This window comes from Paenibacillus sp. MCAF9, assembly GCF_052114265.1.
GTDB lineage: Bacteria > Bacillota > Bacilli > Paenibacillales > Paenibacillaceae > Pristimantibacillus.
The window spans coordinates 73,975-87,760 of the sequence record NZ_JBFREL010000013.1; the positions used below are offsets into that span (position 1 = coordinate 73,975).

Here is a 13,786-nt window from a genome sequence, read left to right on the forward strand (position 1 = left end):
ATTCGAGCGTTTATTCACTCGAGTTGGTTTTTTTGTGTTTGCTGGTGCAAATACATTACTGGTATAGCCACTGCTATAAGGATCATACCCATAAAAGCAGGTGCGGCATGACCAAATGATACATAGATTTGACCTCCTATGATTGACCCAATCATTCTGGCTAAGGCTTGAATAGATTGGCTGCCTCCTTGGATTCTCCCTTCGTCTACATACCTCTACCTTACCAAAAACAAAAACAGAGTGGTAGTCCTGTCCCACCCCGAAAATTTATAATTTATGCATAAAAAAACCCCTTAACCGAAGTTAAGGGGTTTTGATTTGATACTATAGTTTTACAACGTTTTCTGCTTGTGGTCCACGGTTGCCTTGAGTTACGTTGAACTCAACGCGTTGACCTTCGTCAAGTGATTTGAAACCGTCGCCTTGGATTGCGGAGAAATGTACGAATACGTCATTGCCGCCTTCAACTTCGATAAAACCGAAGCCTTTCTCTGCGTTAAACCATTTTACTGTACCTTGTTCCATAATTGATTACCTCCAAAAGTATATTAACATGTTTTTTCCAGAAAAACTAAAAATCACACATTGAAAAAGATATCATCATACAAATGACAACCTTTTCAATATGTGAATTCAAGGTTAAATTTGTTGTTTGTATTGATAATATACCATAGGCATTTGTAATAAGCAAGTCTTCTTTTAAAAAAAGATTAAATCCCTTTTTTCTCCGGGATAACAACAGCTTGGTCAGGAAATTATATATCGGGTAGCAAGCACACTATTCTAACGTTGAGGAGTATGTACATGCGGAAATTTTTCATTTTAGCTTTACTTATTTTAGCTGTAGGCTGTTCGTCAAATCCAAGGATGTCAACCAATAAGCACTCTGCTCTTGGTTACACATCAACCAAAACACCTATTATTACGTCAACTCCACACACAACCCAGGCCTCTTCAATCTCTACACCGATGATGAAGAATCCTACTGTTTCAATGAAGGGCTCGCAGTACAACAACATTCCAGATTGGCTGTTGGGCGATGGAGCAAATGGACTCGTGAATAAGTATCCTTATCCATCTCCGTCTCAGTACCCTGGTCAATACCCAGCTCAACAACCAACGACACAGAATCCAACAACTCAAAACCCGACCACTCAAAATCCAACGACTCAAAATCCAGCGGAGAAAGCTCCTTCTTCCTCTGGACAATATGAACAGCAGGTCCTTCAACTGGTCAATTCTGAACGATCAAAATCAGGGTTGCCTGCACTTAGTATGGATGGATCTTTATCCAAAATGGCATTGGTTAAAGCACAGGATATGATTAACAACAACTACTTTGATCATAATTCACCAACTTATGGTTCTCCCTTCGACATGATGAAACAATTCAATATTACGTACAGTTCTGCTGGTGAAAATATTGCTAAAGGCCAGCCTACTCCTGATCAAGTAATGAAGGATTGGATGAACAGCCCTGGGCACCGCGCAAATATTTTGAAATCCAGTTTCACTAAAATTGGAGTTGGGTATTACCAAGGGGCATGGGTTCAAGAATTTACTGGTTAATCGCATCGATCAAATAAAGAGCAGCCGACGAATTTTCACTCTTTGGCTGCTCTTACTAACATCGCGGCATAATTATTTGCTAAAGACTAAACCGAACCAAGTATTTCGCTTAATGCGGCAATAAACTGATCATTTTCTTCCGGCATACCTATTGAGATACGCACATGGAGCGGCAAGCCCCACGTTTTGCCGTGGCGAACGATAATCCCTTTAGCCATTAAACGCATGTAGATGGACTCCGATTCCGGCCCAAGCTCAGCAAGTACAAAGTTGGTCATACTTTGCGTATATTTGATCCCAAGCTGGTCAAATGAAGCGTACATGCGTTCACATTCCTTGGCAACCAGTGCTTGCGAACTTAAAACATGCTCTTCATCACCGATCGCTGCTGCTGCCGCTGTCTGGGCAAGTGCATTAACATTAAACGGCTCCTTCACTTGAAGAATGCTCTGAATAATTTGCTGAGGGGCAGCCCCATAGCCTACTCGAATTCCTGCAAGGCCGTAAATTTTCGAAAAGGTTTTTAGCACGATGAGCGGGTAGCCTGCTCTTACAAATGCCATTCCATCCGAATACAGCTCCTCCGAAACGTAGTGGCTGTAAGCTGTATCGAGCATAACCATGATACGTTTTGGGATTGTATCGAGGATATATTTCAAATCTTTTTGAGCTACATAAGTACCTGTTGGATTATTTGGAGAACATAGATATATAATTTTGGTACGATCAGTCACTGCAGCAACAATAGCTTCTGCATCATATTGAAAAGCATCATTGAGCGGGACAACGATTGTTTTAGCTCCCATCAGCTGAGCACCAAACTCATATTCACTAAATGTAGGTCCCGGCACAATAATTTCATCACCCGCATCCAAAAAAGCTTCTGCAACAAGCGTGATGAGCTCATCTCCGCCGTTAGTAACAATGACTTGATCTACATGCAAGTCGTAATAATCGGCAATGGTTTTCTTCAATAATTGAGACTGGTTGTCAGGATAACGATGAAGATCAGTCAAGGCGATTTGAATGGCTTCTATCGCTTTTGGAGAAGGTCCTAATGGATTTTCATTAGAGGCCAGCTTAATTACATGCTGCAGGCCATATTCGCTCTGAACCTCCCAAATCGGTTTACCTGGGGAGTAGGGCTTCATCACTTCCAAAGCCTTTCGTGGTTTAACTTCAATTTTCTCGTTCATACATTTCACCCTTACTAAATAAAGTCAAAACCTTTAATACGATAATACATTAATCCTTTCTCGCAGTAAAGAGTTAATGCGAGATAAGATTGCCAAAAAAATGACTATATTCCCGCTTCAGCAGTATCGTATTGTACATTAAGAAAAGGAGGCACCCTTCATAGGTGCCTCCTTTTTATCTGCTTTGTTTCACTTCGTTTTATTTGCCCTCAGCCAAAAAATCGATCATTGAACGAGCTTGTACCTTGCCCGCTGCAATTGGCTTACTTGCTGCTTCTCCACTTTCGCGCAAGCGGAACTCTACGATTTTAGCTACACCCGGTATCAAATCAAAAAAGTTGTCCGTGAACATGCCCTCGTGCTCTGCGGTAATCCATACCTGCTTAGCAAGCACATCCGTCTCCAGCGCGAACGACGTACCGTTGCTGCCTTCAACCTCTGAAATTCGAATAACCGCTGAAGCAAGCTTCTGTTCTTTCGCTTTCACGAAATAATGTTCCTTGCTGTCTATCAGCTTACCGCCTTGGGTCAGCTCTGCATACAATACAACACGGTTTGCTTCGCAGCCTGTCAGCCATTCCAGCTCGTTTATCGAGCTTACAATTGCTGCACTATTTCCTGCTATGGAAACTTGAGTCGTTTCCTGCTTAATTAACACGCCTGCAAAGTCGTATAGCGTTAATCTGAGCTCGCCGTTCAACGATTCCAGCAAATCCGTTACCGCATGAATATTGATAATGCCGTCATCTGTCTTGTCAAAGGACAGCATTGTGTCGGCGAAGCTTCTTTTCGCATAATACTGCATAGCTTTCCATTTTCCGTAATAATCCATGCCTGCCCAAGAAGCTACTGGCCAGCAATCATTCATTTGCCAGTATAACGTTCCCATGCAATATGGCATGCTGCGACGATGCGCCTCAATCGCCATCTTCATCGCTTCTGCTTGCAGCACCTGACTCATATAAAGAAAAGCAGGAAAGTCCTTAGGCTCGCTCATATAAATATCCATGTATTCTTTAATGAGACGGTTGCCGTCGCCATTTTTCTGATGCGCGCGCATTACCTTAGAATCCAGAGCCAAATCCTGCTCCGTTGCGAATTTCATCACCGTATCATACTCAGGGAATGACTGGAAGCCGTATTCACTCATAAAACGGCCGATTTTCAGGTTGTAGTTCTCAAATGGCTCAACTGCGTGCCATACTCCCCAGTAATGAACATCTCCCTCTGTAGATAGCGGATGCGCATGCTGGTTAATGTCCCCCGACAGCGATATAAGCGGTGAGGATGGCCAATATTGTGTTCCTGGCGCATAGGCTTCTACCGCATCAGGTAAAATGTCATGGAAAACTGCCTCGTAGTCCGCCCAAATGACAGCGCGCTGCTCCGATGTATATTCTTTTTTCCAGCCCCAGCCGCCCTTCTCATCAAATTGCGCCCAAGCCGAATCAATCTCGTTATTGCCGCACCACAGCACGATAGAAGGATGATTGCGCAGCCGCTTCACATTCTCTTCTGCTTCCAAGCGAACATTTTCTAGAAAGGCCTCATCGCCAGGATACATGCTGCATGCGAACATAAAGTCCTGCCACACCAAGATGCCGTACTCATCACAAAGCTCATAGAACACCGATTGCTCATATATACCGCCGCCCCATACACGAAGCATGTTCATATTCGATTCCGCAGCTGAAACTATTTCATGTCTATATCGCTCATCTGTTACTTCTGTAATGAAGCTGTCATTAGGGATATGGTTTGCACCTTTCGCAAACACAGGAACGCCATTAAGCTCAAAATAAAACGAGGCTCCTACCTCATCCTTGTCTCGCACCAATCGAATGGAGCGAAGACCAGTACGAACGGACTTTGCAGCTATCAACTCTTCATCCTTGCAAAGCTCTGCTGTAAATGTATATAAATGAGCATCGCCAAGTCCTCTGCTCCACCAAAGCTTCGGATTCTCGATATCAACAGGCAGTTGAATCACATTGATCCCTTGCTTTAAGTGCGCAGCCTGCTCCCAAGTTTGTCCCCCTGCACTTAACTTCACCAAGCCGTTCCATTCATGCTCCGACTCAATTTCCACATCTACCGTTAAGCTAGCTTTCGAAGCATTTACCTGATCCTGCTTCACATATACATCCGTAATTTTGCTGCCCGACCAGCCTTCTAGTCTAGCTTCACGCCAAATACCGCTCGTAACGAATCGCGGACCCCAGTCCCAGCCATAATGATAAGGCGCTTTTCTTGCAAAAATACTTATCTTCTGAGCACCTAGTCCGCCAAGCTCTGATTGATCATTACTAGCTGGTAGATTATAGCCAAGCTTCTCGATCTTCGGCAAATCCTCTCGCACAGGGGAGCGGAATTTAATCAACAATACATTATCTTTGGCATTCACCATAGACGCTACATTTGCTTTCCATGTTCTGAACATATTGTCTGCTGACAATACATGATTGCCATTTACATAAACGTCTGCATACGTATCTAATCCATCGAATACGAGTTCAATAGTTGAGGCATTTAACAATTGATCATTTACGTCGAAATGAGTCTCGTATTCCCAATCTATTTTGTCAATCCATTGCAAATCATGCTCATTTGTTTTATAGAAAGGATCTTTGATGATGCCATTGCGCAGCAAATCCGTATGAACGCAGCCAGGCACGATGGCTTCCATCCATTCTTGCTCCTGACAAGCTTTGAATTTCCAATTACTTAGCACTAGTTGTGTTTCTCTCATTTTGTCCTCCTAAGAATATGTGTCTTCCTATCGCTTGTCATTCTTCTTTATCTACAGCTTTTTTCATGCCAAACAAGTCTGGAAGTTCATCCAGTGTCGTCACATTTGAATGATTATAGATTTTTTTCAAAATCTCTTGGCTGTTATGTTTGCCATCGTTTAAATAATCGCCTTCCCAGGTGACAAACCAGCTCCAATTCGCACCATACGCCTTCATTAAGTCCGGGTCAGGAATGGAACCATTTTCGGTCATTGCAACAAGTTTTTTATTGCTGACTAGAGCGACGAGATTATCAAAATAATTAATGGCTGGAGAATGATCTCCAGGGGCTGGATAACTATCTACACTAACGATATCCACTACGTCATCTCCTGGATACCATTCGGGCTGGACCGAATTCCAGATCCATATGAGATTGTTTAATTCATGCTTATTGACCAGTCGATCGTATACTAGTCGGTAAAGCTGCTTTGCCGGCTCAGGACCCTTTGCTCCCCACCAGAACCACCCGCCTTCTGCTTCATGAAGCGGTCTAAATAACACGGGCACATGGGCATCCTTTAATCTTTGAAGTTGCACGGCAATCGTATCAATATCAGCTAGCAGCAGCTTGTACTCCTCCGATTCGGTGTCACTCAAAGCTTTCTCCAAATCAAAGGTTACCGAATCAGCATAGAACCCCCGCCACCATTCTTTTCCCGGCTCGTCAATTATGCCGGTGGGAGCGTTCCAATGCCATAAGAAGGTTGTAATGCCGCCTTGCTTATGCCAGCCAATTGCTTTTTCCACTTCATACGAGATAGCTCCGTGCGCTGCTCTTGTTTTGGAATAATCGATTAAATCAAACCCGACCATCGCTGGTTTTTTACCGGTAATCTTCTCAATCCAAGAAACATTATCCAGTCCGGTTTGACCCGACAACATCGACTCGCCATAGTTTTCCACCAAATAATTCATTAGTTTTTTGGCTTCTGCAGAAGCATTCCCATTCACTAATTCACCAGAGACCTGATGTTTCGTTTCAGGCTTCGTCTTTTGCAGCTTAATATAGTCGATATCGTAATAACCCCAGCCTCTAGTCAGGCTAATCGTATTCGTGCCCTCTTGTAAAAGCAGCTTCCCTGCCTTGAGCTCCGTAAATTGATCATTTGGCTGTAAAACCAATTCGCCGTGGGGCTGATTATTCAATGAAATGCCAGCTACTTTATTGCCATTTGGCGCCCGGTAGCTGACCCATACATTGTATAATACTGCCTTTGGAGCAACAACCTCAAACGTTAACTGGTCCTGCTCATCCGTAAAGCCAGTAACGAATCCAGAGCCAGAATAGCCCTCCGCTACTTGAGAAACCATAGTACCTTGAAGCAGCCCGGACTCCGCTTCGTATATCAAAAATGGTTCTTCCTTGTTTGAGCTTGGCAGAACAGCCAATACAACAACTAAAACAGCGCCTAGAAGCGCTAAGCTGACAGCAAGCGCACTAATGACAACTCGCCTGCTCCGAAGGGCGGTCACCTGATAATCCCCACTTTCGCGAGTCGGAAATTAGTGCCTGTGCATTCTTGTCGATTGCCATGAATGACTTCAAGCTCGAAGCGGTGAAGGCCGCTCACCCAATCATCTCCGAAAAAGCTTAAGCGATACCACCCATCATCCTGGACCCATGTTGGCCTCTCCCGCTCCATCACTTGCCACTCCCCATCATCTATTCGGTATCGAAACTCAGCTGAGCTTCTTCCGAAGTCAAAGCCAAGAACAAGTCCTCTTCCCTCGAAGGAGAAGGACAACTCTGCTCCAATGGCCGATGTCTCGAGCACTTGATCGATCCACTCCAGGTGAGGCCATCTCCTTATAGCCCAAGAACCTCTCGTATGAATGTGACGAAAAGATAAGTCGAATACATCATCCCAGCATTGTGTATCCAGCGGCTTTGGTATCAAGTATGAAACCTGATCAGCCTCCACCGCGTGATCCGCATACGATAATTCCTTCTGGAGATATGCAATTACACTTTGCCCATAGCTCAAGCTTCCTCTGCTTGTCGGATGAAGACCATCTGGCAGCCATTCTTCAAATCGCAGCTTGCCTTTCTTGACTTCCTCAAAAGCGTACAAACCCATCCATACCGAGCTTAGCTCATAATGCTCTGCTATCCGCTCAAATTCATTAATCGTGTCCGGTACCAAGCCATGTGCAATGGCGCTGTACATATTTTGCGAATACGTGTATACGATGACGATATCGCGCTGGCCATCAGCGAGCAATTGCCTTATTAATCCTTCGCGCGAACGATTGCGCTTCAAGGTTGGCTCGCCTTCATCATTAACTGCATATTCAATAAAAACCAAATCGCAATTCGTATCGATTAAATCGCGTTTGGCGCGGAAAGCAGCTAAATCGCTGCCCGTTGCTCCGATCGCTGCATTTTCAACCGTGATACGCAGTTCCGGGTATTGCTCCGTGAACCAGGCAATGACTGGCTCCGGCCAGTTATGGCGCGGCCTTGCGTCGGTGATCGAGCCTCCAATAAAGCCCATCGTCAAGCGTCCCTCTTGGATTCCGCGCCGCGTTCGATGCAGATTGCTTCGGTGATTCCAAATCGACAAAGTCATAAATGGCGTGCTCCTTGCACAAGTATTAGTCCTTGCGATGAATGGCATCCACCCGCTATTCTCGCAGCTGATAATTTTTCAAATCAGGCAGCTCATCCTTCGTTAACGAGAACGGGTGATTATAAAATTTGATAAGCTGTTCCCTATCTGTAAACTTCTCGGCATATACTCGGTGTCCATCCACTGTATTGTAGACAAAATTGCCATACCACGTGCAATTCCATGCCCATAGTGCATGATCCTGAAGCATAAGATCAGGATCAGGAATCGGTCCATTTTCAGACAAAGCAATAATTTTGTTCATGCTTGTGTAAGCGAGCGCCTTCTCGAAACGATCAAGCTGCGACTCGTAATTTTGCTCAGGAGGATAAATATCTTCTCCAATAATATCGACGTACTCATCGCCCGGATACCAATCCGCATGCTGTCCATTCCATACCCAAATCAAATGGTTCAACTTATGCACGTTCGTCATTCGGTCATACATCAGCTTCCACAATTGAACGCAGGGCTCAGCACCTTTGCTGCCCCACCAGAACCAGCCTCCCGAAGCCTCGTGCAGCGGTCTCCATAATACCGGCACCCCTGCATCCTGCAGCCGTTTCAGCTCGGAGGAAATCGCATCAATATCTCTGATCAGCAGCTTATAATCCTCTGACTCTTGATCATTCAACGCCTTCTGCACATCAAACGTCGTTGCTTTTGTATAGAAACCGCTGCCCCACGTTCGGTCAGGGGCCAAATCAATTAAATCCTTAGGCGCATTCCAGTGCCAGCAAAAAGTTACGATGCCGCCGCTTTGCCACCAATCAATCGCAATATCCGTATCGGAGCATGTGGCCCCGCGCTCTGTGCGCGAGGGCGAATAATTCATGAAATCAAAGCCATAAACAGCTGGGTATTTCCCAGTCACTTCATGCAATATTTCAAGCTCAGGTGTTGATACTACACCGATTTGCTGACCGGTCAATATGCGAGTTCCATAAATGTCGCATAAATAGGTCATCAGCCTTTTCGCATGATCATCTGCATTCGGGTTTATGAGCTTTGGTTCCACTAGGAAACGGGATTGCTGCTTCACATTCAACATTTATGGTTTCTCTCCTTCTTTGACATTTCTTTTTGCATATCCTCACTTAACCTACTGCCTGCTAACCGATAATTCCACTCCGCTCCACACTTTCTACGAAATAACGCTGAACGACTAAGTACAAAATGATTAGCGGTATGATAGCAAGCAAAATACCCGTATCAATAATCATAGCCACATGGTTCGGATCAGCCTTAACGTTACCGCCTCCGGCAGCTACCCCCAGCAGACCTGGAAGCAGCGCATTCGCTTGTGCTGACAATGTCGAAATCTTAATCGGCATAAGTGCGGATTCACTCATGAAAAGCGAAGTGAAAAAGGTATCGTTGTACTGCCAAACGAAGCAGAACAGTACGACGGTTATGATTGGCGGAACGGCGTTCGGCAGCATGATTTTCAAAAATGTTTTCACTCCGCCAGCGCCATCAATCAATGCCGCTTCCTCTATCTCTTTAGGCATTCCTTTAAAAAACTGGCGGAAAATATAAATGAACAGTCCCGCTTTCAATCCGATTGCCGTCGCAGACGTTATAATAGAAGGCCAATACGTATTGAGCAGATTGACTCCTTCCTTGCCCGTCACTAGATGAATGACTCCGAGTATGTCAAAGCTTCTAAAATGAAGATACATCGGAACCATCAACGTGCTTGTCGGAACTAGAATCGTTAATATGACCAGAGCGAACAGCACATTGCTGCCTGGGAAGTTAAAACGGGCGAAGCCGTACCCAGCAAGCGCGCAAGAAGCTGTCGTTAGCAGCGTAGTCACAATAACAAAGACAAGCGTATTTCCTAGGAGAGGAAAGTAGTTTAAAATATCCATCGCCATTTTGATGTTGTCGAGCGTGAAGTGGACAGGCACCATATAAATCGTCGGATTGTAAATATCGACTTTGTCTTTGAAAGCGACAGAAAACTTCATGAGCAGCGGATAAATGATGATGTACGAGATGCCAATAACAAGCGCGTAACGAAAAATGGCGTACAACGTATCGATCGTCTTATTTTTCATTTTCTGCAGCCGATATTTATTATCCTCGTTGCGAACAGCCTGTGAAGCCTCCATATGCAGCTTCCTCCTTTGTTAATCACTCAGTTGTAATGTACTCTTCTCGATAGCAGCACTCCGATAATGACCAAAACAACGCTTATAATCAACGTGTAAACCCAAGACATCGCTGCGCTGAGCCCAAAATTTTGCGTGGTGAATGCCGTCGAGAAAATCATATCCGTAACCGCGCTGCCCGAGAATGAATCAATAATCGTATAGATGACATTGGTCAAAATGAGCGGGCTAACTAATGGAAATGTAATTTTCCAGAACGATTCATAGGCTGTAGCGCCTTCCATCTTAGCCACCTCATACATGGCACCTGGAACGGACTGCAAAGCAGCTAAAAAAATAAGAATTTGCACGCCGGAGCTTGTAATAATCTCATAGATTCTAGTAATCGCCTGAACGATGTAGTCAACGAACGATAGCGGCAAACCTATGTCGCTAAGTATCATGACCATTGACATAATATTATAGGTGGAAGAAGCTTCACCCATTTCACTTACGACCGATGAATCGCCTACTAGATTAATAAGCCCCGCTGTTTCAGCAGCTGAAATCGCATTGGAAGCGAGTATGACCGGAAGGAAAAATATCGCTCTCGCGAGTATTCTGCCACGAAACTTCTGATTAAGCAGCGTAGCTGAGAAAAGGCTGAAAAATAATATCATCGGTACATTCAAAACCATTTCTGAAACGGATTGGGTCAAAATCCGATTGAAGGTAGCATCCACGAACAACGCTTCTTTAAAATTCGCCCAACCAACCGATTCCAATATAAATCCAGTCGGTTCCACCGTCAGCTTGCTGAAGCTGAATTTAATAGATTGGATAAGCGGCGTCGCAAACATAAATATGAAGCCCAGCAGCCATGGGAAAATAAATGCTACGCCTAGAAGTGAGCGCTTGTGCCGCAAAGCTAACTTATATCCATTCATTAACGCTCACCTCCTACCCAATAGTTTTGAGCTTCAACTTTGTTTCCGTTAATGCTGACTTGCTTATCTGTGTAATTGACAATAATCGATTTTCCATTGCTGTATTGCATCTCTACGACACCGTCTTGATGGCGAATATGCTTCACCATTTGAGCGTTTCTCACACCGGAGAGCACGTCATTTGCTTCCTTATACATCGACAGCGCTTGATCATACCAGTCTTTGTAATGGGTAGAGAACAGCTTGTCAAAATGAGTGAATTTCAGTTTGGACGATGGTTCATAGCTCCATGAAAAATGCGGCGCTGAGCCAAGCTCTACCGAACGAAGCAGCTGCTGCTGAATATCCTGCTCATCCTCTAAGTTAATCGCACCGCCGGCATAATCGACATATCCATGAATAACCATTTGATAAAATGGAACTTCCTCATCCGTTAGCACGAAGCCGCTGGATGACGTTGGCACATTTATAAGATGATCTGCGAATGGCCATACATAAGCATTTCCGCCCGTAAGCATCGTTTGATCGACGTGCCCATCCACCTTGCTCAGCTCATCCTCAACGATTTTTTTAGCCGTTTCGCGTTGAATGACTCTGCTCGTACGAAAGTCCGAGCTCAGCACGCTGCCAAGGTCCCGCAGCGATATTCCCCGCATGCCAAGCGAATCATACTTCTTCATAAACGTATCAACGAAGTAGGGAAGCTTTGCCGGCGACAGCAAATAATACGAGCCTAATAGCATATCCATTCGATTAAGCGCTCGGTTATAAGGATAAAGCTCTGCTTCCTCCCGTGTAACGAACCGCGATGCATCAGAGGATGGAACAAAACCTCCATCATCATGATAAATTTGCTGAAAGGCTACATCTGGGAACAACATCCCGCCGGATTGCTCCAGCTGATTCGCTAGCTTAATAAAGCTGGACTTGCTTCCGAGCTCATTGTCCACTTTCAGCTTTACTGGTGTCTGATGATTGACGCCGTTTCCGAACCAGCCTGTGTAACGCATGAGCAATCGATCAATCCCATCTAACTTCAGTTGTTCAGCCATTTGTGAGGCTTGCTCAAAGGAAGTCATGGAAACGACGGAGCTGTACGGTACACCAAGGAATGATTTCCGCTTGTCGACCGTTCCTAGAATATCCAAATAAAATGGAAGCTTTTCATCATCTTTTAATGGCTGAAGCTTGTTTTCAGCTACAAGCCTGTCACGATAAAGCTCAGCCATTCCTGAATAGCTCGCCTTATCGCCAGAGAGAAAGCTGTACCGAATTTGAATGTCGCCTTTATAAATCTCTTCACTCAACAGCTGGATTTCTTGAATCTTTGAGCCTGTGTAAAGCTCAAGCTCATCCTCTCCGCGCAATGAGTAGCTGCTGTGAATATAATTGTAGGAATTTTTTTTACCGCTGATATCAGCAGCGATGCTGGCAACAGCATCACCTTCTTCAATCACCGCAAACCATGCTGCGCTTCCTGCCTTCATCCCAAATACCGGCATTCTAGCACTCTCGCTTACTTGACCGCGGCGGTAGCTATTATCGTTCGGATCAAGGCCATATACTCTTTGTACGTATTGCTCTTCCTTTACCTTGCCGTTGTTAAGATGGATCAAGCTACCTGTTCCATCCGGCACGAACATGTATCCTTCATTGTCCTTATCTGCAGCGCCAAAGAAATTAAGCATCTCGATGCTGCGGATTTGATAGCCTCCGCTTTCTTTGACCTGATTGACTGGAACGGATGCAACCAGTGAACCGCCATCAATGCGGTATTCCAAAGGAATAACGAAGTTTGGTTTGCTCGATTCGCCGCCACCTGCAACGCCATTTTCCTCATTGTCGAAAGCAAGATCCTCATCGGAATAACCAGCCTTGACGAATGCCGCCGTCATTTTGCTCAATACAAGCGGCTTGGAAACCTGCGCATCTAGTCTCTCTAATACTTCCTTATTGTCCGCTTTCGGATAATAGCGCAGTCCCACATATTTGGCCGTCGGCGCATCCAGCTTGGATAGCACCTTCTCTTCCAATCGCACTTTGCTTATATACCTTGGCAAGGCATCCACGCCGATGGACGTATCGCCAATCGTATAGGTGATACGAATGCCGTTCTCAATGCTCTCAGCTGTAAACTGCTTATTTGCGATACTTTCCGTGAAGTTGGTGAACGTATCCAGCGTACCAATTGCATCCCGGAACAGTACCGTCAACTGAGAAGACAATATTTCCTTCTCGAAGCCCGATGCGATAGCATCCTCACTCCGATTGGGCGGATTGCTGTACCAGATTTGGCCTTGCCGTTTATCCCTCACAGCGACCTCTGTCGTTTCGGCGCTGTAGTATAACGATAATTCGGAATTGTCCGCTACAAGCTGCATGCCTGGCACACCTTTTGAAGAATCAGGCATTGCCTTAATTGCGGCTCCAGCTTCCAGCTCAGTTGTCATTTTCATATAAGCGGCTGCTTTAACGGCTTTAGCTCCACGACTGGTGAATAGCAATACGGAGCAGACCAAGATACAAATTGCTGCGGTACAGGCCAGCACCGCAACCAGCTTTTTACGATTTTTCACG

Annotated in this window: 10 protein-coding genes and 1 pseudogene; 1 reads left to right on the forward strand and 10 read right to left on the reverse strand. The window is 45.0% G+C overall.

The features are described from left to right. Nucleotides 1-14 precede the first annotated feature (14 nt). Both AB4Z45_RS19920 and AB4Z45_RS19925 read right to left on the reverse strand, forming a co-directional pair. Nucleotides 15-206, reverse strand: a pseudogene (locus AB4Z45_RS19920) (hypothetical protein); the annotation flags it as partial. A gap of 118 nt (nt 207-324) precedes the next feature. Then, entirely contained in the window at nt 325-525 is a 201-nt protein-coding gene (locus tag AB4Z45_RS19925) for a cold-shock protein (protein ID WP_054024035.1), read from the reverse strand. Between the two features lie 279 nt (nt 526-804). Here AB4Z45_RS19925 and AB4Z45_RS19930 point away from each other — a divergent pair, with 279 nt between their 5' ends. Then, complete coding sequence (locus tag AB4Z45_RS19930) at nt 805-1,569, forward strand: CAP domain-containing protein (protein WP_441911064.1); 765 nt, start codon at nt 805-807, stop codon at nt 1,567-1,569. An 86-nt stretch (nt 1,570-1,655) separates the two neighbouring features. On the opposite strand, the gene hisC is transcribed toward AB4Z45_RS19930, so the two are convergent. The 8 genes from hisC to AB4Z45_RS19970 form a co-directional block, all read right to left on the reverse strand. Next, the gene (gene hisC, locus AB4Z45_RS19935) at nt 1,656-2,765 is read right to left on the reverse strand and encodes a histidinol-phosphate transaminase (protein WP_441911065.1); all 1,110 of its coding nucleotides are present in this window, start codon (nt 2,763-2,765) and stop codon (nt 1,656-1,658) included. 199 nt (nt 2,766-2,964) lie between these two features. Then, on the reverse strand, nt 2,965-5,514 hold the full coding sequence (locus AB4Z45_RS19940; RefSeq protein WP_441911066.1) for a beta-mannosidase: 2,550 nt from the start codon (nt 5,512-5,514) through the stop codon (nt 2,965-2,967). Nucleotides 5,515-5,551: 37 nt separating this feature from the next. Further along, a complete protein-coding gene (locus tag AB4Z45_RS19945; RefSeq protein ID WP_441911067.1) occupies nt 5,552-7,030 on the reverse strand; it encodes a glycosyl hydrolase in 1,479 nt (492 codons plus the stop codon). Beyond that, nucleotides 7,027-8,127, reverse strand: coding sequence for an SGNH/GDSL hydrolase family protein (locus AB4Z45_RS19950; protein WP_441911069.1), 1,101 nt, complete (start codon nt 8,125-8,127; stop codon nt 7,027-7,029). Before AB4Z45_RS19950 ends, AB4Z45_RS19945 begins: the two co-directional genes overlap by 4 nt. Before the next feature lie 55 nt (nt 8,128-8,182). Continuing rightward, on the reverse strand, nt 8,183-9,217 hold the full coding sequence (locus AB4Z45_RS19955; protein ID WP_441911071.1) for a glycosyl hydrolase: 1,035 nt from the start codon (nt 9,215-9,217) through the stop codon (nt 8,183-8,185). A gap of 61 nt (nt 9,218-9,278) precedes the next feature. Next, complete coding sequence (locus AB4Z45_RS19960) at nt 9,279-10,283, reverse strand: carbohydrate ABC transporter permease (RefSeq protein ID WP_441911072.1); 1,005 nt, start codon at nt 10,281-10,283, stop codon at nt 9,279-9,281. A 26-nt stretch (nt 10,284-10,309) separates the two neighbouring features. Next, nucleotides 10,310-11,209: a carbohydrate ABC transporter permease gene (locus AB4Z45_RS19965; RefSeq protein WP_076266692.1), complete on the reverse strand. Its 900-nt coding sequence runs from the start codon at nt 11,207-11,209 to the stop codon at nt 10,310-10,312. Beyond that, nucleotides 11,209-13,785, reverse strand: a complete 2,577-nt coding sequence (locus AB4Z45_RS19970) for a DUF5696 domain-containing protein (protein WP_441911075.1) — start codon at nt 13,783-13,785, stop codon at nt 11,209-11,211. The genes AB4Z45_RS19965 and AB4Z45_RS19970 overlap by 1 nt, the downstream gene beginning before the upstream one ends. Nucleotide 13,786 lies beyond the last annotated feature (1 nt).